Source organism: Leeuwenhoekiella sp. W20_SRS_FM14, from assembly GCF_052119605.1.
Lineage (GTDB): Bacteria > Bacteroidota > Bacteroidia > Flavobacteriales > Flavobacteriaceae > Leeuwenhoekiella.
In genome coordinates this window covers 156608-179616 of the sequence record NZ_JBGQOK010000005.1, presented here as the reverse complement: position 1 = coordinate 179616, position 23009 = coordinate 156608, and the positions used below count along the sequence as shown (strand labels likewise).

Annotated in this window: 22 protein-coding genes; 19 read left to right on the top strand and 3 right to left on the bottom strand. The window is 38.0% G+C overall.

Annotated features, from left to right (window positions below; all coding sequences use genetic code 11):
• Positions 1-32: 32 nt before the first annotated feature.
• Genes ACEN25_RS10540 through ACEN25_RS10530 form a run of 3 tightly spaced genes read left to right on the top strand, consistent with a single transcriptional unit; the run spans position 33 to position 2450 of the window.
• Positions 33-791 (top strand): head GIN domain-containing protein, encoded by a 759-nt coding sequence (locus ACEN25_RS10540; RefSeq protein ID WP_441802887.1) that lies wholly within the window; start codon positions 33-35, stop codon positions 789-791.
• Positions 792-800: 9 nt separating this feature from the next.
• Complete coding sequence (locus tag ACEN25_RS10535) at positions 801-1910, top strand: acyloxyacyl hydrolase (protein WP_441802886.1); 1110 nt, start codon at positions 801-803, stop codon at positions 1908-1910.
• Positions 1911-1970: 60 nt separating this feature from the next.
• Positions 1971-2450: a hypothetical protein gene (locus ACEN25_RS10530; RefSeq protein ID WP_441802885.1), complete on the top strand. Its 480-nt coding sequence runs from the start codon at positions 1971-1973 to the stop codon at positions 2448-2450.
• On the opposite strand, the gene ACEN25_RS10525 is transcribed toward ACEN25_RS10530, so the two are convergent.
• On the bottom strand, positions 2451-3554 hold the full coding sequence (locus tag ACEN25_RS10525) for a glycosyltransferase family 2 protein (protein WP_441802884.1): 1104 nt from the start codon (positions 3552-3554) through the stop codon (positions 2451-2453).
• A 50-nt stretch (positions 3555-3604) separates the two neighbouring features.
• Between ACEN25_RS10525 and ruvC the strand changes: the two genes are divergently transcribed.
• The 10 genes from ruvC to ACEN25_RS10475 all read left to right on the top strand — a co-directional run bounded on the left by ruvC (position 3605) and on the right by ACEN25_RS10475 (position 11945).
• Positions 3605-4174 (top strand): crossover junction endodeoxyribonuclease RuvC, encoded by a 570-nt coding sequence (gene ruvC, locus ACEN25_RS10520; RefSeq protein WP_441802883.1) that lies wholly within the window; start codon positions 3605-3607, stop codon positions 4172-4174.
• A gap of 16 nt (positions 4175-4190) precedes the next feature.
• Positions 4191-5372 carry a radical SAM family heme chaperone HemW gene (gene hemW / locus ACEN25_RS10515; RefSeq protein WP_441802882.1) on the top strand — a complete coding sequence of 394 codons (1182 nt, stop codon included), beginning with the start codon at positions 4191-4193 and terminating at the stop codon, positions 5370-5372.
• Between the two features lie 68 nt (positions 5373-5440).
• Positions 5441-6187 carry a cyclase family protein gene (locus ACEN25_RS10510; protein ID WP_441802881.1) on the top strand — a complete coding sequence of 249 codons (747 nt, stop codon included), beginning with the start codon at positions 5441-5443 and terminating at the stop codon, positions 6185-6187.
• 54 nt (positions 6188-6241) lie between these two features.
• The gene (locus ACEN25_RS10505) at positions 6242-6877 is read left to right on the top strand and encodes a DUF4230 domain-containing protein (RefSeq protein ID WP_441802880.1); all 636 of its coding nucleotides are present in this window, start codon (positions 6242-6244) and stop codon (positions 6875-6877) included.
• Complete coding sequence (locus tag ACEN25_RS10500; protein WP_441802879.1) at positions 6855-7388, top strand: GNAT family N-acetyltransferase; 534 nt, start codon at positions 6855-6857, stop codon at positions 7386-7388. Before ACEN25_RS10505 ends, ACEN25_RS10500 begins: the two co-directional genes overlap by 23 nt.
• A gap of 39 nt (positions 7389-7427) precedes the next feature.
• On the top strand, positions 7428-7799 hold the full coding sequence (locus tag ACEN25_RS10495) for an MmcQ/YjbR family DNA-binding protein (RefSeq protein WP_441802878.1): 372 nt from the start codon (positions 7428-7430) through the stop codon (positions 7797-7799).
• Positions 7800-7935: 136 nt separating this feature from the next.
• Complete coding sequence (locus tag ACEN25_RS10490) at positions 7936-9711, top strand: MutS-related protein (protein WP_441802877.1); 1776 nt, start codon at positions 7936-7938, stop codon at positions 9709-9711.
• Entirely contained in the window at positions 9712-10716 is a 1005-nt protein-coding gene (locus ACEN25_RS10485; RefSeq protein WP_441802876.1) for a metal-dependent hydrolase, read from the top strand.
• 84 nt (positions 10717-10800) lie between these two features.
• Positions 10801-11118, top strand: coding sequence for a cupin domain-containing protein (locus ACEN25_RS10480; protein WP_028376610.1), 318 nt, complete (start codon positions 10801-10803; stop codon positions 11116-11118).
• Positions 11119-11159: 41 nt separating this feature from the next.
• Positions 11160-11945, top strand: coding sequence for an SDR family oxidoreductase (locus ACEN25_RS10475; RefSeq protein WP_441802875.1), 786 nt, complete (start codon positions 11160-11162; stop codon positions 11943-11945).
• A gap of 174 nt (positions 11946-12119) precedes the next feature.
• Here the strand turns inward: ACEN25_RS10475 and ACEN25_RS10470 are convergent, their stop codons facing one another.
• On the bottom strand, positions 12120-12968 hold the full coding sequence (locus ACEN25_RS10470) for an AraC family transcriptional regulator (protein WP_441802874.1): 849 nt from the start codon (positions 12966-12968) through the stop codon (positions 12120-12122).
• Positions 12969-13101: 133 nt separating this feature from the next.
• On the opposite strand from ACEN25_RS10470, the gene ACEN25_RS10465 reads away from it, so the two are divergent.
• The 5 genes from ACEN25_RS10465 to ACEN25_RS10445 all read left to right on the top strand — a co-directional run bounded on the left by ACEN25_RS10465 (position 13102) and on the right by ACEN25_RS10445 (position 20011).
• Entirely contained in the window at positions 13102-14034 is a 933-nt protein-coding gene (locus ACEN25_RS10465; RefSeq protein ID WP_441802873.1) for a dihydrodipicolinate synthase family protein, read from the top strand.
• Between the two features lie 257 nt (positions 14035-14291).
• On the top strand, positions 14292-15869 hold the full coding sequence (locus ACEN25_RS10460; protein WP_441802872.1) for an aldehyde dehydrogenase (NADP(+)): 1578 nt from the start codon (positions 14292-14294) through the stop codon (positions 15867-15869).
• A 95-nt stretch (positions 15870-15964) separates the two neighbouring features.
• Positions 15965-17680 carry a DUF885 domain-containing protein gene (locus tag ACEN25_RS10455; protein ID WP_441802871.1) on the top strand — a complete coding sequence of 572 codons (1716 nt, stop codon included), beginning with the start codon at positions 15965-15967 and terminating at the stop codon, positions 17678-17680.
• A 62-nt stretch (positions 17681-17742) separates the two neighbouring features.
• Positions 17743-18750: a 4-hydroxyproline epimerase gene (locus ACEN25_RS10450; RefSeq protein ID WP_441802870.1), complete on the top strand. Its 1008-nt coding sequence runs from the start codon at positions 17743-17745 to the stop codon at positions 18748-18750.
• A gap of 10 nt (positions 18751-18760) precedes the next feature.
• The gene (locus tag ACEN25_RS10445) at positions 18761-20011 is read left to right on the top strand and encodes an NAD(P)/FAD-dependent oxidoreductase (RefSeq protein ID WP_441802869.1); all 1251 of its coding nucleotides are present in this window, start codon (positions 18761-18763) and stop codon (positions 20009-20011) included.
• A 221-nt stretch (positions 20012-20232) separates the two neighbouring features.
• On the opposite strand, the gene ACEN25_RS10440 is transcribed toward ACEN25_RS10445, so the two are convergent.
• Positions 20233-21333, bottom strand: a complete 1101-nt coding sequence (locus ACEN25_RS10440) for a DUF4407 domain-containing protein (protein WP_441802868.1) — start codon at positions 21331-21333, stop codon at positions 20233-20235.
• Between the two features lie 208 nt (positions 21334-21541).
• Here ACEN25_RS10440 and ACEN25_RS10435 point away from each other — a divergent pair, with 208 nt between their 5' ends.
• Positions 21542-22972 (top strand): cell wall anchor protein, encoded by a 1431-nt coding sequence (locus ACEN25_RS10435; protein ID WP_441802867.1) that lies wholly within the window; start codon positions 21542-21544, stop codon positions 22970-22972.
• Positions 22973-23009: the final 37 nt, after the last annotated feature.

The window sequence follows — 23009 nt, the reverse complement described above, 5'->3', positions numbered from 1 at the left end:
CGAGTATACGCGTACACCCTAATGAATTTTATATGAGATTTATACTAAGTCTTTTGATTTTAATTTTTTGCTCCTGTGGTTCAGATAATATAGGAGATTGTTTTGAGTCTCAAGGCGACCCTGTAGAAGTTTCCTACGAGCTTCCACCCTTTACAAAGTTACGCAGTGAGTCAGACGTTATTGTTTATCTAAAACAAGGCCCGGTACAAAAAGTAGTACTTAAAACTGGAGAAAATATGCTGAGTGACGCACAGATAGAGGTGCTTGATGGGGGGATTCTGCGTTTAAAAAATAACAAGCGCTGCAATCTTGTGCGGGATTATGAGAATTTTGTAGTATATGTTACTGCACCTAATCTTACTGAAATACGCAATGCATCAGGGCAAGATATTATAGGAGAAGGAGTGCTTGAATTTTCTAATCTTCGACTTGTGAGTGATACTTCTTTTGATGCAGAGGGTGGTCCTGCACGCAAGAGTGGTAATTTCTATCTAGAATTAGAAACAGAAAATCTAACAGTGCAGGCAAATGGTAAAAGTGTTTTTTACTTAAGTGGAAGTGCAGAAAGCTTTAGAGCTAATTTTCCTAATGAAGGACCCAGACTTGAGTCTCGGGAACTAATAGCTCAAAACATCGTAATTTCTCAAACCTCGGCAAACAAAATGATTGTTAACCCGCAGGCGAGTATTAAAGGAACTATTTTTGGCACAGGAGATGTGATTTCAGCAAACAGACCGCCTGTTGTTGAGGTAGAACAGTTATATACAGGCCGTCTTATTTTTGAAGAATAACCCCACTTTATGAACTATTTTTTACTGGGATGCTTTTGTTTTTTTAGTCTTAGTTTTCACGCTCAGGATTTAGATTTTACCGGCAAAAAAAAGCCCATTACGCTTGATGCTTCTTATTTTTACGGAACAATTTTAGAGCATAACCCAGATATAAACCACCTTATTACCGGGCATCCTACAGGACTTATCTTAAGTTACAATCATAAAACCTATGGTTTTAAAGAATGGGAGCGCCGATACAATTACCCAGACTATGGTTTCTCGATGATTTATCAGGATTTAGATAATGAGTATCTAGGTGAGAATATAAGTTTATACGGGCATTTTAACTTCTATTTTTTAAATCGAAATGCCTATTTTAGAATAGGGCAGGGTGTTGCTTTGGCCGGTAAACCTTACGATGCAGAATCAAATTATCAAAATAACGCATACGGTACAAAATTGTTGAGTTCAACGTATATAGCGCTTCAATACAATAAACAGAATATCTATAAAGGCTTTGGGGTAAATGCAGGTTTTACAGTAATTCATTACAGCAATGCAAACTTACGCGCCCCTAATAACAGTACAAATACCTTTGCCTTTAATGTTGGTACAAACTATAATCTAGATTATGAGAATTTCCCGGAATATATTCCGGAAGGCGAGCGTACAAAATATACTGAGCCTGTACATTACAACTTGGTTTTGAGAGGTGGTGTGAATGAAAGTGATATAGTAGGTCAGGGTAGATTTCCATTTTTTGTAGTTTCTGCATTTGCAGACAAGCGTATAAATCACAAGAGTACCTTAGTAGCAGGAACAGATGTGTTTTTTGCCTACTTTTTTAAAGAGCTTATTAAACTTCAGGCGGCTTCTTTTCCTGAGCTAGGCGTTACGGGAGATGAAGATTGGAAACGTGTAGGTCTTTTTGTAGGTCACGAGTTACGCTTTAATAAAATTGCATTTGTATCGCATTTAGGCTATTATATTTATTACCCATACGAGTTTGAGAACAGGTTGTATAACCGTTTGGGATTAAAGCGTTATTTCACAGAAGATACCTTTGCTTCGGTAACTGTAAAGGCACACGGAGCAAAAGCCGAGGGTGTAGAGTTTAGTGTTGGATATCGTTTTTAAACTAAATTAGTGTCCTTGAGCTATTTCGGTCTAAAATTGTATTTTCACATTCAATAGAAAATGATAAAATTAAGACTTCTTTTAGCGTTTGCTTTGTGTATTACAAGCTGTAAAGATCTGGAGACTCAAAAAGTATCTTCAGATGTTTTAGTGCAGGAAGAACTTAAAACCATAAAAATGAATGAGGTTGAAGAATATCCCTCATTTGCTATTTGCGATTCACTTCAGGATCAGGATTCAAGATATCAATGTTTTAAAACGGAATTAGCACTCAATTTTCAACGCCAATTGTCTAATAAAACAATTATGGTTGAGACCGAGTTAAATGATACCATCTGGCTGTATTTAAGTATTAGTGAGTTAGGAGATTTAAAAATTGAGCGTGTTGAGATACCAGACACTATAGCACTACAATTGCCTGAGTTAGAGCTTTGGTTAAAAGATAGTCTTGATTCACTCCCTAAGATTACACCTGCTAATAAGAGAAGCATTCCTGTAAAAACCGCTTTTAAAATGCCAGTGTTAGTTAAAGTAGATTAGTTATTTCTTAAACGCTCTTCCTTTCCATTCAAACTTCCCGAACTGACTGGCAACTGCTACATTGACGGTAAAAAGCGGGTAAACGAGCATAACCCAGCTAAAATGTTTGAGTACTTTTTTTTGGTCGAAAAGTGTTGCAATTAGATAGATGAGCGTAAAATCTAGTGTAAATTTTAGAAGTATTAAAAATACCATTTGCTCTAGAAAGAAGCATCCCACTAAAACCGAAAAATTTCCAAAAAATACGAGAAACGAGGTGGCAATTGCAAAACCACTGGTATAAGCAGAGGCTTTTGCAGCCCAGCGTTTGCGCTGCTGCAAAAGATCATTAAATGTTTTTTGAGTTGTTGTTAGAACCAGAGCTTCTTTAGTTTTTAAGTACACAACACCCTTAGGATTTGCTTTACTAAACTTCTGCATCAAAAATAAATCATCGCCACTGGCAATATGATTTGTCTTCTCGTAGCCGTTTAATCTTAAAAATTCAATTTTAGAAAAAGCCAGATTTGCACCGTTACACATAAAAGCTTGGTTTAAACCAAAACTCCCAATCGTAGCGCCCTGTAAACTCAAAAAATCTAAATGCTGAAATGCATTTAAAATTCCGTTTTCAGAAAAAAAAGAAACCGGTCCTGCTATAAATTGAATGCTATTTTTTACAGCTAATGCATTAAATTGATCGAGCCATAAAACAGGCACCTGGCAATCTGCATCGGTAGTTACAATCCAATCAAAAGTTGCGTGTGCAATGCCTTTAGTTAGTGCATCCTTTTTTGGTGATCCCGAAAACCGCTCGTTATCTAATATTTTTAAAGGCAATTTGTGAGTCAAAAGAAAAGTTTCAATGATTTCAACAGAAGCATCAGTTGAGGCGTCATTTATTAACAAAATTTCAAAACGAGCTTCAGGATATTTTAAAGCAGCTAACGACAGGAGTAAACGTTCTAGATTTTCGGCCTCATTTCTAAACGGAATTAGTATTGAAAAGCCGGTAGTTGGAATTTTATCTTGAGGTATAGTATGTGCAGGAAGTTTAATAAAACCTACAACTAAAAGCGCAATAAGAAATACGTAGAGGATTAAGATAGCTTCTAGAAGGATCACGCTTATTATGTTTAGCTTTGTGAAAGCTTCAAAGATGTAAAAAATTAAGTTTGAAATCAGAAAAAATCATTTTAGGAATTGACCCGGGAACTACCATTATGGGATTTGGTCTCATACGAGTCGTAAATAAAAAAATGGAGTTTATGCAGCTCAATGAGCTCATGCTTAAAAAGTATGATGATCCTTACGTAAAACTGAAACTTATTTTTGAACGCACCATTGAGTTAATAGATACCTACCACCCCGATGAGATGGCACTTGAAGCTCCGTTTTTTGGTAAAAACGTGCAATCTATGCTTAAGCTGGGGCGTGCTCAGGGAGTGGCAATGGCAGCGGGCTTATCACGTCAAATTCCGGTAACAGAATATCTTCCTAAAAAAATAAAAATGGCAATTACCGGTAATGGTAATGCCAGTAAAGAACAGGTTGCTAAAATGCTTCAAAGCCTGCTGGGGCTTAAAACCCTTCCTAAAAATTTAGACAGTACAGATGGTCTTGCTGCTGCGGTTTGTCATCATTTTAATTCGGGTCGTGTTGAAACCGGGAAGAATTATACCGGTTGGGATGCTTTTGTAAAGCAGAATGAGAAACGAGTTGTAGCTCGCAAACCTCTAAAGTGAGTTTAAAATAATCTCCATGAAAACTGAAAATTCTTCAGATATAAATAAAACGAATCTTATAGCGGTAGAGGAATTGGGATTATACATTCATATCCCATTTTGTAAACAAGCCTGCCATTATTGTGATTTTCATTTTTCTACTTCGCTAAGTAAAAAGCAAGAACTTATTGATGCACTATGCGATGAGATTATTTTGAGAAAAGAGGAGATTCCGGGTATTTTAAGAACTATTTATTTTGGTGGAGGAACGCCTAGTTTATTAGATGCAAATGAGCTTGATCAGATTTTTAATACAATTCAATTGCATTTTAATGTAGCAGAACACGCTGAGGTTACCTTAGAAGCTAATCCAGATGATTTGACCGAAGACAAGCTAAAAGTACTTTCGCAATCACAAATAAACCGACTGAGCATCGGGGTTCAGTCTTTTTTTGAAGAAGATTTAAAATTAATGAATCGTGCACACAATGCGGTCGAAGCTGTACAATCACTTAAACTGGCAAAACAATATTTTAATAATATTTCTATAGATCTTATTTACGGGATGCCAGATATGAGTAATGCTCGCTGGCAAGAGAATTTAAATAAAGCAATCGCATTAGATATTCCTCATATTTCTAGCTATGCACTTACGGTAGAGCCACATACAGCACTTCAGAAATTTATAGAAAAGGGTATTGTTAAACCGGTAGATGATGCGGTTGCTCAGGCGCATTTTGAGATTTTAGTTGATTGTATGCAACAAGCAGGTTTTGAGAATTATGAGTTTTCAAACTTTGGAAAACCGGGATATTTTTCTCAAAACAACACGGCATATTGGACCGGGAAATCCTATTTGGGAGTTGGCCCTTCGGCACACAGTTACAATGGTGAGGTACGCAGTTGGAATATTAATAACAACCCCAAATACATTAAGGAAATTAAGGCCGGTAATTTGCCCATAGAACGGGAAACACTTTCAGTAACCGATAAATATAACGAATATGTGATGACCGGTTTGCGTACAATCTGGGGAATTTCACTTCAAAAAATCGAAGAGTCTTTTGGTTTAAAATTCAAAGAATATGCGCTACAGCAAGCACAAAAGCATATTGAAGCGCATCTTTTGTTTAGAGATGAAGAGCGCATTGTAGTTACTAAAAAAGGAAAGTTTTTAAGTGATGGTCTGGCAAGTGATTTGTTTTTAATTAATCTTTAGCAGAATTATAATGTAACGTTTCGCTAAAATTAGGACCTATAACGTTAGAAATCTGTCAACTCAAAAGTATGTTAGCTAAAATAATAATAGATAAGAAAGAATACACTGTAGATTTTTCAAAACCTATAGATCTTAGTATTCCGTTAGTTGATGGCGAATCAAATCCTGTAGCGTGGTATTTAAACGCGCCAAAAATAGAGCCCGTAAAAGAAGGCAAATGGATTGCTGCGGTGGCACAGGGAGCGGTCGTGAATTTCAATAATATTTTTTTTAATCCGCACGCACACGGCACACATACAGAATGTGTGGGACATATTACCGAAAAAGTACATAGCATAAATCAAAGCCTTAAAACGTTTATGTTTATTGCAGAGGTTGTTACGCTGGTTCCTGAAGCATTTAAGGAAGATTATGTGTTTACAAAAAAACAGGTGCAAAAAGCTTTGGGAGCCAATAGACCAGAGGCTCTAGTGATACGCACCCTGCCCAATACGTCTGGTAAAAAAAATAGAAAATGGTCAAATACAAACTGGCCATATCTCTTAGAGGAGGCCGTTGTGTTTTTTAGAGAATGTGGAATAAAACATTTACTTCTTGATTTACCTAGTGTAGATCGTGAGAAAGATGAGGGTGTTCTGGCATCCCACAAAGCTTTTTGGGATCTAGACGGCAAAATACGTATGGATGCTACAATTACTGAAATGATTTATGTACCCCATACCGTAACAGATGGCAGGTATTTACTTAATCTTCAAATAGCTTCATTTGAAAATGATGCAACACCTAGCAAACCTGTTCTTTATGCGCTCGGTTAGTTTTTAAAAACAGGCATTTGGGAAAAATAGGTAAGTAAAGTTATCTTTGTTTTTATGGAATATTTATTCATAGGTCTAGCCTTAGGTAGTGTCATTGCTTATTTCGTTTTTACGCGATTTAATAAAACCAGGCGTCAGCATAACGCACAACAGCAATCTGTTGTATTGATGGAAAAAATACGCAACGTTTGTAAGTTTATAACGGTAGAAGGCGATTTCTCTGAGATTTATCATTATCAGAATGTAAAAGATAAATGGATGAATCTCTTCCTCGGAAGCAAAAAAGCATTGGTTCTTATAGATGCTAAGGCGTATATAGGTTTTGATTTGACAAAAATTAAAATGCATCCAGATGTTAAGAATAGAACGATTATTCTAACGGACTTTCCGCAGCCAGAATTGCTGAGTATTGAAACCGATTTTAAATACTACGACAAAAAGGAAGGCTGGGCAAACCCATTTACTTCTACAGATCTAACCGAAATTAATAGAGAAGCAAAACAGCATATTGTAGATAAAGTGCCGCAAAGCGGTTTGTTTGCTGAAGCTTCAAAACAAGCCTTAAGCACCGTAGCTTTAATGGAAAATCTGGTACAAACCATAGGCTGGAAACTCGATTATAAAGCATTAGAAACAGCAGCAGTAGAAACTCGAAAAATCACAGAACATGCAGGGGCAAAAACAATTTAGCATCAAGCCGGTTTCTGAGGCAGATTGGCCGGTTTTAAAAGGGTTGGTAGACGAAGTTTGGCCCACTACCTATAAAGACATTCTTTCATCAGAACAGATTGCGTATATGATGAATATGATGTACAGCATCTCGTCACTTAAAAAACAGGAACAAGAAGGGAGTCGTTTTTTTCTGATGTATAAAGAGGAGTTGCCTGTGGGTTATCTGGCATTCAGTCTGCATTATAAGGATAAGAAATTGAACCCTGAAGGAGGTCTAACCAGGGTTGATAAAATCTATGTGTTGCCTAAAACTCAGGGAACGGGAGCAGGCCGCTATTTAATGGATTTCGCTTTCGCGGAAGCTAAAAAGGCAGGCGATACCGGTGTCTTGTTAAATGTAAATAGAGACAATAAGGCCGTTAAATTCTACGAGCATTACGGTTTTAAAAATGCCTATTCGGAGGATTTTGATATCGGGAACGGCTACCTGATGGAAGATTATATAATGTATTATCCGTTTGAACATTAATTACAATGTTCCTTTTTTCTCCAAAGAAGTACAGCTATAATGAACATCGAAAACTATCGCGAATACTGTATTAAAAAACCGGGTACTACAGAAGAGTTTCCGTTTGACCAGAACACGCTTGTTTTTAAAGTGATGGGTAAAATGTATGCTTTAAGTAGTCTGAGTAGTTGGGAGCAAGGCGAGCCGCGTATAAATTTAAAATGTGATCCTGAAGAAGCATTGCAACTGCGGGCAGATTATCCTGAAAGTATATTTCCGGGATTTCATATGAATAAAACCCATTGGAATACCGTGGTACTAAATGGAGAACTCACCCCAAAACTACTTACACAATTTATAGACAATAGCTATGATCTAATAGTAAAGGGTCTTAGTAAAAAGCTAAAACAAGAATTAAAAAGTCTGGATTAAAATGGAATCTTTAGCTTTACTAACAAGTCGAGATTTGATGGATTTAAATCCCAACTACTATTAAAATATAAACAAAAACTGACCTGTAGTTTTTAACACAGGTCAGTTTTTGAAAATCAGTTTCGCCTAAGCCACTATGCAAAATCCTAAAGAAACCTATACCTCTTTTTTAGAAACTTACACTACACAATTAAATCAGATCAAATCTAGCCTGCTGGTAAGCAGTATGATTAGATTAGGTTTATTTCTTGCAGGTGCCGCGGGGATATACTTTTTGTGGTCAAACACACAAGCTGTTATGGGTATTGTTGTTGTAGAAATTATTTTGTTTCTGGTTTTAGTTTCCAGACATTCAGATTTGCAATACAAGCGTGATTTTCTGTTGCAATTAATTCAGCTTAATGAAACAGAACTAGAGGTGTTGAATCGCAATTTTCACAATTTGCCTGACGGCGAAAACTATAAGAATCCGTTGCACCCCTTTAGTTTAGATATTGATCTTTTTGGCAGAGGCTCCTTTTTTCAATATATGAACCGCAGCAGTTTAAAAACTGGAGAACAAAAATTAGCGCAATTGCTCACTGCAAATGATATAGATACTATTCCTCAAAAGCAGGAAGCGATACGTGACCTCGCAGAGCAAGTAGAATGGCGTCAAAAATACCAAACCACAGCAGCACTGGTTAAGACAGATAATTCTGCGGAAGCAATTATTAGATGGCTTCAAACGTATACCGGTTTTGTTCCAAAAATAATGAAATGGATTCCCAATGCTTTCTCTGCGGTTTCTCTGGTATTATTTGTTCTGGTTTATTTTGATTTTATCGCAGGTAGTTTTTTAATGTGGTGGTTTTTTGCAGGGTTATTTATAAGCGGGGCTTTTGTTAAGAAAGTAAATTCACTTTGGGAGAATTCCAGTAAAACACAAAGCACATTTGAACAATATTATAAGCTGATGTTGTTGTTGGAAGAGCAGGAGTTTTCTTCAGTATTGCTCAAAGAGGAACAGGCTAAGATTAAGTCTCAAAAGGCGAAAGCTTCTGCAGTAATTAAGCAATTCTCAAAAATGCTGGGGGTTCTTGATCAGCGTTCCAATATGTTTGTTGGTGTGTTTATCAATTCTTTCTTTCTTTCTGATTTACGACAGTGTTATCGTATAGAGAAGTGGATAGCAGCCAATGCAGATGAGGTGGCAAATTGGTTTGAAGTCATCGCCTTTTTTGATGCGCAGAACAGTCTGGCCAATTTCAGTTTTAATCATCCCAATTACGCATTCGCAAAAATTACTTTTGGAAGCCACACCCTAAAAGCAGAAGGTCTTGCCCATCCTTTACTTGATCCCAAAAAAGCGGTTGCAAATGATTTTAACATAGATAATGAGCAATTTTTTATCATTACCGGAGCCAATATGGCGGGGAAAAGTACGTTTTTACGTACGGTTTCTTTAAGTGTTGTGATGAGTAATGTAGGCTTGCCTATATGCGTAAAAGAAGCGGCATACACGCCTATAAAATTAATTACCAGTATGCGTACCAGCGACTCACTTACAGACGACGAGTCGTATTTCTTTTCAGAATTAAAGCGTCTTCAATTTATTGTAAATGCGATTAAAACAGATACTTATTTTATCATTCTAGACGAAATTTTAAAAGGCACAAACAGCACCGATAAAGCGATAGGTTCTAGAAAATTTATTGAAAAACTTGTGGCATCACACAGCACAGGAATTATTGCTACTCACGATTTAAGTCTTTGCGAAGCTGCAGATGATCTTGAGCAAGTAAAAAACTACTACTTTGACGCGCAGATTAAAGATGACGAACTTTATTTTGACTACACGTTTAAAAAGGGAATTTGCCAGAATATGAATGCTTCCTTTTTACTTCGGAAAATGAATATAATCGACAGTTAGATGGATTCATTGACTCAAATTGTTCTGGGAGCTGCAGTAGGTGAAGCCGTCTTAGGTAAAAAAGTAGGCAATAAAGCAATGCTTTACGGTGTCATTGCCGGTACGATTCCCGATTTAGATACTCTTGTAGGTAAATTTTTAGATCCGTTAACGGCTATTGAAATTCATCGCGGTATCAGTCATTCTATTGTTTTTAGTATAGCGATGGCGCCATTGCTGGGATGGCTGGTTTGCAAAATCCATAAAAAAGCTGAAGCAAGTTGGAAAGACTGGTCCTGGCTCTTTTTCTGGGGCCTGGTAACGCACCCGCTACTCGACGCGCATACCACCTGGGGAACGCAACTCTTCTGGCCATTTGATTTACGACTGGCCTATCAGAATATTTTTGTTATCGATCCGCTGTACACGGTACCTTTTTTAATCTTTTTAATTCTTGCGATGCGTTTGCCAAAAACTTCCGCGAAGCGCAGAAAATTTAATCGCCTGGGACTCATAGTGAGTTCGGCCTATATGATACTTACCCTAATTTTAAAATGGGTAAGCTTTAAGAAATTTGAGCAGGCATTGGCAGATAAGAATATAGAATATACAGAACTCGACACACGGCCGGCGGCATTTAATACCATTTTGTGGTACGCAAATATTGACGTTGGTGCGTATTATCTTTTATCCGATTATTCATTTTTTGACTCTAAACCCATAACTTTTAAACGTGTTTCTAAGAACCGCGAACTCTTAGGAGATTTGCAAAACTCAGAAACGGTTAAGAGACTCAGTACTATTGCCGAAGGTTGGTATGCTATAGAAGACAAAGAGGGCGACTTGTATTTTAATGATTTGCGCTTTGGTACATATGATTTAAATGCTGAAAATTTAAGTTTTGTATTCAGCTATCAACTTATACCTAATGAGTTTGATGATCTTACTATTGAAGAAGCACAACGCGATCCTGAAGCTATGAAACAAGTGTTAAATAGTCTGTGGAACAGAATCTGGGGAAATTAGAGTTAAGACTGAAGATTTTAGAAATTTAAAAAAGAGCAGAGATAAAGAAGGGACTAACATCAATAAAATATAAACGCAATAGTTATGCATTACAAACTATCTGAAATTACACCTAAAGAAATAATGCCCGGTTATAAGGGTAAACTGGTACATACACAAAATACCTCTTTGGCTTTTTGGGAAGTAACACAAGGCGCAGAAGTGCCAGAGCATAGTCATATGAATGAGCAGATTATGCACGTGATTGAAGGCGAATTTGAATTTACACTTGACGGGGAAACTAAAGTGTATCATCCCGGAGATATCGTTGTGATTGCTCCTCATTTAAAACACAGTGGTAAAGCATTAACAGCCTGTAAACTTCTGGATGTGTTTAGCCCTACGCGCGAAGAGTATAGATAGAGGTACGATTTGAGACATTAGAATTGTAATATTAATAAAAAATGGAAATAGCATTAAACGGTAAAAAAGCATTAGTAGGCGGAAGCACATCAGGGATTGGGAAAGCCATTGCGATGCAGTTGGCGGCGAGCGGTGCGAGTGTAACATTAATGTCTCGATCTCAAGAAAAACTGGAAGCAGTGCTGGAAGAGCTGTCAACAGATCAGGGACAGCAGCATCAGATTCTGGTTGTAGATTTTACTGAGTTTGCCGCGTATAAAAAATTGATTTCTGAATTTTTCAAAAGTAATACTGTCGACATTCTTGTTAATAACACACAAGGCCCAGCTGCCGGAACCGCTTTAGAAAAGGAAGTTTCAGATTATCAGCAGGCTTTTGATTTGTTATTTAAAACGGTTGTTTTAACCACAGAATTGGCGCTGGACGCTATGCGGAAAAATAAATGGGGACGTATAATTAATGTGGCTTCGGTTTCTGTGAAAGAACCCTTATCATATTTAGTCTTGTCAAACTCTATTCGCGCTGCGGTTGTCACCTGGGCAAAAAGCCTGGCTAGCGAAGTAGGTCAAGATCAAATCACCGTTAACAGTATTCTCACCGGCTATTTTGATACCGAACGGATCACGTCATTAAATGCTAAAAAAGCTCAGGAACAGAATATTTCTGAAGACGAAGTTTTAAAACAAATGGAAGCTAAAGTACCGGTACGTCGCATCGGCAAACCAGAAGAGTATGGATATTTAGTTTCTTTTCTTGCTTCCGAACAAGCAGCATACATTACAGGAACACAAATTCCCATTGATGGTGGTTTACTAAGTAGTTTGTAAATAGTTAGAATTTTTTCAAAGACTTTGTGCTAAATATCAATGAGTTACCCATATTCAAATTTTGAACATCTAAAATTAATTTAGGCCCCAGGTCTAATAATTAACTGCTTTTTTTCGACCCAAAAGATATCTGATTCTGTATAAAGTAAAAGGGTTGGGCATTTATGTAAATACTTATGCAATTTGATTCTTATATTCTCGCGGACTTAAACCTTTTTGCCTTTTAAAATACCGATTAAAATTAGAAACCGAATTAAATCCGCAGCTGTAAGCTATAGTAGCAATAGCCTCTTGATCTTCATTAGTGCGCAACATTTGACAGGCATGTTCTATACGCAATTCAAGTAAAAACTGATTGAAAGTTTTGTTAGTTCGTTCTTTAAAAAACCGGCAAAAAGCGGTCGGACTCATAGCGGCGATCTCGGCAATTTCTGTAAGAGTTACCCGCTCTTTAAAGTTGGTTAGGCAGTAATCAAAAACGGTACTCATACGCTGCCCCTCTGTATCTGTATATTTTGAGTTTTTAGTAAAATTAGAAAGCAGTTCTTTTTTTGCTTTATTTAGATGATAAAGCAAGCGTATAAAAGTCATAAATCGTTCGAGATTGGGTCTGTCTTTTAAAATCAAAAATTCTTTTAAATATTGTTTGTTTGTGTCTAGCACTCTAAAACCGGAAGCCGCTTTTTTAAAGAAAAAATCAAATTCCTTTAATTCTTCAGTATCAAAAAAAGTAGGGCCAAAGCTTTCGCGGTCAAAAAATACAGTAAGCATATGCGAGAGTTGCTCTGCATCTGCGTCGCTTCTAAATACGTGAGGTAAGTTTCCGCCAAAAACCAAAACATCACCTGTGTTAAAACGAGATATGGTGTCACCTACAAGCAAGGTTCCGCTACCCGATACGATATAGCTCATCTGTATTTCGGGGTGTTGATGCAGCTGATCATAAAACAGGGGTTCGAGATCTTCCTGTAAGATGAGCGCGTTATTGCCAGACTTCGGTATTTTAAAAGGTAAAACTTTCAATAAGTAATAGTTGACGTGATAATCGCGTAAAAATGAACAATTATGTCAATATATGCAAAGTTCTTGCTAAAACCTACAAAATGAAATGCCACAAAGGCGGCTACATTTGTCTAAGTAAAAAACACCAGAAACTATGCAAATCAATTGGGAAGGCGTTATGCCAGCAGTAACTACAAAGTTTACAGCAGACGATAAATTAGATCTTAATTTATTTGAGATTAATATTAAAGCACAGCTTGATGCTGGGGTACATGGTATCGTTTTGGGAGGTACGCTGGGTGAGGCAAGCACGTTGACAGATGAAGAGAAAAGTACCCTAACGCGCAAGACCGTAGAGATCGTTGCAGGGAGTGTGCCGGTAATGATGAATATTGCAGAGCAAACTACTAGGGGAGCCATTGCAGCAGCTGCACAGGCAGAAAAAGATGGTGCAAACGGTCTGATGATGTTACCTCCTATGCGCTACAAAGCAAACGATGCAGAAACCGTAGCTTACTTTAGAGCAGTAGCGCAAAGTACCAGCTTGCCGATAATGGTGTATAACAATCCTGTAGATTATAAGATTGAAGTAACGCTAGATATGTTTGAAGAGTTGTTGCAAGAAGCAAATATTGTAGCGGTAAAAGAGTCTACCCGCGATATTTCAAATGTTACGCGTATTAAAAACCGTTTTGGTGATCGTTTAAAAATTATGACCGGTGTAGATACACTGGCTCTTGAGAGTTTATTAATGGGTGCAGATGGCTGGGTTGCAGGTTTGGTTTGTGCATTTCCGGCAGAGACGGTTGCTATTTATGAGTTGCAAAAAGCAGGTCGTATTGCAGAAGCTTTAGAAATCTACAGATGGTTTTTACCGCTTTTAGAATTAGATATAGATGCGCAATTGGTACAAAATATCAAACTAGCAGAAGTACATACAAATATAGGTTCTGAGCATGTACGCGCGCCACGTCTTCCTTTATCTGGAGCACGTCGTGATGAAGTACTTAACATCATAAAGCAAGGTCTAGCAAGTCGTCCCGCATTGCCAGAATATAAAAACTTAAGTGCTGGCGCTTCGGTATAACAAATGCGTAATTTAAATTGATGTGTAAATAGATTGAATGCTTAGTTTTTTATGCGACTATCAGTTACTATAAAGGCACAAGGCATTGTAAAACATCTATTTACTCAATTTAATGAGAAAAATTAAGCACCGCAGTCCCGGTGCTTTTGCCGTAAACAAGAGGTATTTGCTTTACAGGTAGTGCACAGAACTTAACTATATTGATTATTGAGAAAAACTTAATAAATCAAAAAACAGAGCTAAAAGAAATTGAACAAATGATAACAGGTAAGAATTATATAGGAAGTAAAATTTCTGCGGAAGGCAACGTAACCTACACCACCATAAACCCAAAACTAAATACAGAAAATGAGTGGACGTTTACTGAAGCTACAGAAGCTGAGGTTAATGCCGCTGCAAAATTGGCTACTGAAGCTTTTGCGATATACAAACAGAAAAGCGATGCTGAACGTGCTTTGTTTTTACGTCAAATAGGAGTAGAGATTGAGGCATTAGGTCAGGAGCTTATAGATACATACACTACAGAATCTGGTCTTCCTGAAGGTAGAGCGCTGGGAGAACGTGGTCGTACTATAGGTCAATTAAATGCTTTTGCTGCGCTTCTTGAACAAGGCGATTGGGTACAGGCAACATTAGATCTTGCAGAGCCTAATCGCAGCCCGGCTCCTAAACCAGATTTGCGTAAAATGCAGATTGCTATAGGTCCCGTAGCGGTATTTGGCGCCAGTAATTTCCCGTTTGCGTTTTCTACTGCCGGTGGTGATACGGCAAGCGCGCTGGCATCAGGTTGCCCGGTAATAGTAAAAAGTCATCCTATGCACGCAGCTACCGGAGAACTGGTCTCTTTAGCGATTATTAAAGCAGCGCAAAAAACAGGAATGCCCGAAGGTGTATTTTCAAACTTAAATAGTAAAGGTATTGCGGTAGGTGAGCAATTAGTAAAACACCCAGCGATTAAAGGTGTTGGTTTTACAGGAAGTATAAAAGCAGGTAAAGCATTGTGTAAAATTGCAGGAAATAGGGCAGAGCCTATACCGGTTTATGCAGAGATGGGAAGTATTAATCCTGTTGTTATGCTCCCGGAAGCTTTAAAAGTAAATGGAGAATCCTGGGCTAAAAAATATGCTGCAAGTATTAATATGGGAGCAGGGCAGTTTTGTACAAATCCCGGACTCATACTAGGTGTTGCTAGCGCTGAGTTAGATACTTTTGGCAAGCATCTGGCTTCCTGTTTAGATGAGCAGGTAGCAAGTTGCATGTTGCATCCTAATATTCATTCGGCTTATGAAACCGGAAAACAAAAGATGCTTGATGCTTCTTCAACCGAAGTACTTGCCGTAAAACTGGCTACAGAAGGAGCAAACGACGGTAAGCCTACTTTAGTAAAGGTTACCGGAGATGCTTTTCTAGAAAACACAGAATTACATAACGAGGTTTTTGGACCATTTTCTATGTTGGTTACCTGTGATTCACAGGCGCAATTAGTAGAAATATTAAATCAACTAGAAGGGCAATTAACAGGTTCATTAATTGGCGAAACCACCGAGGTTGCTCAATACAGTGATGTAATAGATGCATTGCGCTCTCGAGTAGGAAGAATCCTTTTTAACGGAGTTCCTACCGGCGTTGAGGTGTGTCCCGCAATGCAGCACGGCGGTCCGTTCCCGGCTTCTTCAGATTCTAAATTTACATCTGTGGGTAATGATGCAATTTACCGTTGGGTGCGCCCGGTGTCCTATCAGGATTGGCCACAAGAATTGTTGCCTGCCGCTTTACAGGATTCTAACCCATTAGGAATTTTACGTAAGGTAAATGGAAAATACAGCAACTCGTAAATAGCTAGCAGAAGGTACGAAATACAAATTTTAAAAGAGGGCGTTATGGTAAAACGCAATATTAAAATCAAAACCAATTTTAAAGAATTCAGCATATGAAAAACTATATTGTATTATTTTGGATTCTTTTTGTTTCCGCTTCTGCGCTGTCTCAAAATACGGTGTCATTAGATAGTATTATTAGCGAATATCAAAACCATAGTAATTACGATTGGCGAGCGTTTCCGCTAGGGCGTTATGATGAAGAGTTGCCTAAAGAACGTGCTGATTTTGCAACTGGTTTACTAGCTAAACTTGATAAAGTTGCTGTTGCAGTTTTAGACACGAGTGAGACGATTTCGTATAAATTACTACGCTTTGTATTACAGGATCAGATTGATGAATATACATATAAAATGTATCTCAATCCCTTGCAGGCCGATCAGGGGTTTCATTTAGATCTCAATTATCAGGTACGGCCTATTCGCAGTTATGAGCAGGCATTAGGATACCTTGAGCGATTAAAAGCTATTCCGTATTTTACAGAAAGTCAGTTTAAATTAATGCGTAAAGGTCTTGCGCGGGGCATCGTTCAGCCCCGAATAATTTTTAAAGGTTATGAAGCATCCTACGAGACCCATATTGTAGAAAATCCGTTAGAGAGCTACTTTTATTCTCCTTTTTTAGAGTTACCAGATAATATTTCGCAAAAGCGAAAAGATTCTTTATTAATTGCTGCAAAGCAAATTATTACAGATGATGTAGTACCGAGTTTCAAAAAAATTAAGTCCTTTTTTGAAACTGAATATTTACCCAATAGTCGGGATGCTATCGGCGTTTCTGCGCAACCCGGCGGTGCAGCATTTTATCAAAATCGCATTAATTTTTACACCACCTCTAAAGAATATACCGCAAAATCTATTCACGAGCTGGGCCTTGCTGAGGTTGCGCGCATAAAAGCGCAAATGGAAGAAATCATAAAAGAAGTTGAATTTGAAGGTTCGTTTGCAGCATTTCTTCAGTTTTTACGTACCGATAAACAATTTTTTGTAACGACAGGCGATGCGCTTTTGATGCACGCGCGTGACATTGCAAAACGCATTGATAACGAGTTGCCCGCATATTTTAAAAAGCTTCCACGCCAGCCTTATGGTGTTATAAAAGTTCCCGATGCAATCGCACCAAAATATACGGGAGGAAGATATTCTGGAAGTAGTATTAATGGTACTCAGGCAGGGCATTATTTAGTAAATACGTATAAACTAGATAGTCGAACCTTATATACCTTACCTGCTTTAACGGCGCACGAGGCGGTGCCGGGTCACCATTTACAGGGAGCGCTTAATCAGGAAATGGGCGATAGTATTCCGCAGTTTAGAAAAAATTTATACCTCTCGGCTTACGGTGAAGGCTGGGGTTTGTATGCAGAATATCTGGCAGATGAGATGGGCATTTATAGAACTCCGTATGAGAAATTTGGCCAGCTTACCTATGAGATGTGGCGTGCATGTCGCCTTGTGGTTGACACCGGCATACATGCAATGGGATGGTCAAGACAAGAGGTTATTGATTATATGTCGCAAAATACAGCGCTTTCTATTCATGAGATCAACACAGAAACAGATCGTTACATCGGCTGGCCGGGACAGGCGTTAAGTTATAAAATAGGCGAACTCAAAATACGCGAATTACGGGAACGTGCTCAAAAGGAACTTGGTGAGAACTTTGACATTAGGGCATTTCACGAAGTGATTTTAAGCTCAGGAACAGTAACGCTTCCTATTCTCGAAGAGCAGGTAGATGCATATATCGCTAAAGCCGTAAAAGGTTAAAATACACATTAAAAAATTTACCCAAATTCCTTCAATCAAGAAACAAGAAATAACAAATAAGAATGGCCATACACACGTTTGAATGTATAGACGCACATACCTGTGGTAATCCTGTGCGTGTGGTTAAAACCGGTGGTCCTGCTTTAGAAGGCAAGACGATGAGCGAGAAGCGGCAGCATTTTCTAAAGGAATATGACTGGATACGTAAGGGTCTAATGTTTGAACCCCGCGGTCACGATATGATGAGCGGTAGTATTTTGTTTCCGCCCCACGATCCTGTAAATGACTTTGCAATTCTATTTATAGAAACCAGCGGTTGTTTACCTATGTGCGGCCACGGGACTATAGGGACAATAACGATCGCCATTGAAGAAGGTCTGGTTGTGCCTAAAATCCCCGGAAGAATACGAATGGAAGCTCCCGCAGGACTGGTAGAAATCGAGTATCAGCAGACTGGTAACAAAGTAGATTGGGTAAAATTAACTAATGTAAAAAGTTATCTGGCAGCAAAAGATTTGACCATAATTTGCCCTGAGTTAGGCGAACTTAAATTTGATGTTGCCTACGGCGGAAATTACTATGCGATTGTTGATCCTCAGAAAAACTTTAGCGGGATTCAGGATTACTCAGCTTCAAAAATTGTTCAGTTAAGTCAGGAGTTGCGGCAGCGTATTAATTTAAAATACCCCAATCATTTTATTCATCCTGAAAATGATACCATACGAGATGTAAGCCATATGTTGTGGACGGGAACGCCTATAGACCCAACTTCATCGGGTAGAAATGCTGTATTTTATGGTGATAAGGCGATAGATCGTTCTCCCTGCGGCACAGGTACTTCGGCACGTATTGCTCAGTTACACGCACGCGGTCTTTTAGAACCTAAAACCGAATTTATTCACGAAAGTATCATCGGCTCAAAATTTATAGGCTGTGTAGAAGAAGTAACCACCCTGGGTAATTTTCCGGCAATAGTACCCAGTATCAAAGGTTGGGCACGTATTTACGGGCACAATACGATGACTATAGATGAAGAAGATCCGTATGCATTCGGGTTTCAAGTGATTTAAATAGACGATTATGAGTAAAAATTGCGTAATTATTGGCGGCGGAATCATAGGTTTATCCTGCGCATATTATCTGCAAAAAGCAGGTCATAAGGTTACAATTATTGATCAAAGCGCAATGAATGGCGGAGCGTCTTATGTAAATGCCGGATATCTCACGCCCAGTCACATTATACCGCTTGCAGCACCGGGAGCGATGAAGCAAGGCATAAAATGGATGTTTAGCAGTAAGAGTCCGTTGTACATAAAGCCGCGACTCGATTCTGAATTTTTAAAATGGTCTGTAGCATTCAATAAATCCTGTTCAGAAGCTAACGTAGCTAAGGCGATACCTGCGATTAAGGCTATTAATTTATTGTCTAGAGATTTATATTCAGAAATAAAAGAGACCGAAAATTTTGAATTTCAGTTAGAAAAAAAAGGTTTGTTGATGCTGTGTCAAACAGATCATATGCTAGATGAAGAAGCTCATATACTTGGTTTAGCAACGCAAGAGGGTTTGCCTGCAAAAATGCTGTCTGCGGAAGAAGTACAGCAAAAAATGCCTAATGCACGATTAAATATTAAAGGAGCCGCCTACTACGAGTGTGATCAACATACCACACCAGGAGAATTTATGGCAGAACTACAAACTTTGCTTCTAAACAAAGGTGTTACTTTTTTAAAAAATGAAAAAGTAATTGATTTTGAATTTAACGGTAAAAAGATAACGCAAGTCAAAACAGAATGGGGTAAAACGATATCCGCAGATGAGGTCATCCTCGCTACAGGCGCCTGGGCAGGTTCTTTAAACAAAAAACTAAACTTAAATATTTTAATGCAGGCCGGTAAAGGCTATCGCATTAACTCTACATCAGAAACCGGTATTACATTACCATCTATACTTTGTGAAGCCAAAGTTGCTATAACGCCAATGAACGGTTTTACCCGTTATGCCGGTACGATGGAAATCGCAGGAATTAATCACAACATCAATAAGGCCCGTGTTGAAGCCATAGCAGAAGCGGTGCCTAAATACTTCAAAAATGTTTCTATTACAGAACAAGAAAAGGCTGAAGCGCAGTGCGGTTTACGACCGGTAACTCCAGATGGTTTGCCGTATATAGGTAAAACTTCAAAATGGGAAAACCTTACCCTCGCCACCGGTCACGCGATGATGGGCTGGAGCCTCGGCCCAGCCACAGGATTACTGGTTTCTGAAATCATTAATGGTAAAAAACCTTCATTAGATTTGAGCGTATACAATCCGGACCGTAAGTTTTAGTTCTCGATACATTTCCACAATGCTATGGCATTGTGGAAATACTCGAACTTATAGCCATTAATTATGTCACTTCGAGTGAATTTGAACAGCGGTAGCAGGTTCAAATTTATATCGAGAAGTTGCATTCATCTCAAGGCTTCATCATTCAGTAATTTAAGAAAGGAGTTTTAAAATCCTGCTGAATGTGTTTCAGCATCGCATCAGCACTGTTTTATGAAGACCTAAAGTAACTTACTCTGTCTTTTGTAAAAAGCATCCTGTTGTTTTTGCATCAGGTCGCGGGCCATTTTCTTTTTGTAATTGTAAAGTTCTTCTTCCTGTGCCAGATCACCATATACTTTATCGTTGACCACATTATCTGCGTCAATTAAATTTTTACGCTGATTCGCTTTTTGAGTCACCCAGGCTTTGAGTTCGCCTTCGGCGTCTGCCAATTTTAAATCGTATTCTCCTTTTGGTGAGATTAACTTAGCAAAAATAGGAGTCGTTTCAATAGCTAGAAAGAGTAGAAAGATAAAGAAAGAAGGAATCCAGGGTAGTTCTTCTAAAGCTTCAATACGCGCCATTAAACCGTCAAAATTATCAATGATAGGTTGTGTTTCAGCAACACGGGTATCATAAGTTGTGGTGATTTTATCTTTCTCAACTTCAAGTGCAGCTATTTTCTCAGGATTGGTTTCTTTAAGTTTTGCTAATTCAGCTAAAGCGGCATCGTGTTTCTCTCTTTTTTCTTTGTAAACCGGCCCTTTTCCCAGGCGGTTTGTTCCTGAGGTTCCCTCCGCTTCTGCGATATACGTATTGTAAAGCGTATTTACTTCGGCTTCTTTTGTAGTAATCGCATTTTTTAGTTCGGTAATTTCAGCATCTAATAAGGCTAGCGCAGGGGTAAATTGATCTGCAATTTGAACCTGATTAGCCAGGGTTAAATCATTTTTTTGTTCTAAAAGAACCCGATCAATTTCTTTTTCAAAAATCTTTAATTCGAGTGGTTTTGAAATGACTATTGCGATTATGAGCGCGAGAATAAGGCGGGGTAATGCCTGTAAAAATTCGTCTAAAAAGTTTTCTCGCTTTTTAATTGTAGAAACGATAAAACGGTCAAGATTAAAAATTAATAGTCCCCAAATAAAACCGAATCCTACAGCTATAGGAATAGAATCAAAAACGGTAAATAATGCATAGGCTGAAGCTACAAATGCCATAAGTGCGGTAAAAAAAACAGTAGCACCTATACCTGCATATTTATTTTGCTCACCGGGAGCACAAGTTTCTAAAAGGGCGTGATCTGCTCCAGAACAAAGAATAAAAAACTTTTTTAACATAGGTATTTTGATTTGATGAATTTTAATAGAACGTAATATAGAATAATTTAGTATAGTGTAGTTTATACACCGTTGTAGTATTTGTACTATTTAACTTGTATAAATATACCATCTACCGCAAATAAAGGGTTAATCATCGTTAATATGTGTAATTGGGCAGTATTTGACAGTAATTTTACGCGCAATTAATGTTTGAAATCCCTATTTTATGCTTAAAAATCTACGCTTCTTATTATTTATATTACCTGCTATAGTTTTTGCACAGGTAGGTATAGGAATAACATCTCCAGATGCTTCAAGTATACTTGATGTTACTTCATCGACACGTGGTGTGTTGCTGCCTCGAATGACTACAGCTCAGATGAACAGTATTGTCGCGCCTGTAAAGGGTCTTACGATTTTCAATTCTGAAACAAATAGTTATTATTATAACGACGGAACCGTTTGGGTAGAGCTTGCCGGTGCAGTTAAAAGAGATAATTACAAATTGGTTAAAAGTGTTGCAGATTTGTCTGACGAACTTGCAGCAGGTGGAGGAACTCAGTATTTACTAAACACCAATTTTTTATATGAGATCAACGGAATCATACCTATTAATTTCCCTATTAACTTAAATGGTGCATATGTAGAAGGAGTAGATTCTGGAAGCGATATTCTAGTAAATGCATCAGGAGGTTCGCTATTTAATGGTAGTGGCGGAGGTAGTATTCGAAATCTTACAATAAGTGGTGGTAATCGTCAGGTTTTTGATATGACAGGTGGTGTTTTGATAGTGAATAATACTATATTTTCTGGGGCATCATCATTGGGAACATTAACCGGATTAAACCTTGTATTTTTTAATGTTTCCCAGTATGTGGGTAATACTACCGGTTTTACAGTATCGGGTATCGAATCGTTTTTTATGAGTAACACATTCTGGACAGATACTAATCAAGGCACGTTTATGACCTTAACAGGAGCATTTGACAACCTGCAAATGGCAAATGGACGTATTGTGGCAGATGCCGGGGAGACCGGATTAAATGTAAGTTCTAATCCTACTATAGTTAATTCGGGTTTATTAAGTGGTTTGAGTTTTGTGGGGGCAGGGACTTTAGTAAATGGTTATACAGCTGCAAATACATTTCCCGGATATAACTTTTCCATAAAATGGGATGTAAATTGTGAAGGAATACCTGTTGAAACAGATGGCAATGCATCAGCTAATTTTTATTCTACGAGTGGCTTAACTACAGGATTTACACAGTCTATATCTAATGGTACTGCTGTAGAAATACAGGGAAACGGTGCTTTTGCTGCTCAAAACCTTTTTAGGTTTACAGCTAGTGGGGGTGACAATCGTCTTACCTATACCGGAAGAAAAGGTCGTAATTTTCAATTAACAGCATCACTGTCTGTACGTGTTACAGGTGCTGCAGATAATTTTTATGCTTTTTTATTAGCCAAAAACGGAACTGTAATAACAGAATCTAATGCAGTGGTTTTAATAGCAAGTGATACTCAAATACAAAATGTTAGTATAGCTAGTGTAGTTAATTTAGAGGCTAATGATTATATCGAGGTTTTTGTACGAAGACTTACAGGCGGAGGTAACGATAATTTAATTGTTTTCTCAGAAAACGTTTCTATTAAGTAGAGGTAAAAAAAAGGGTCAAATAAGATTTAAATTTATT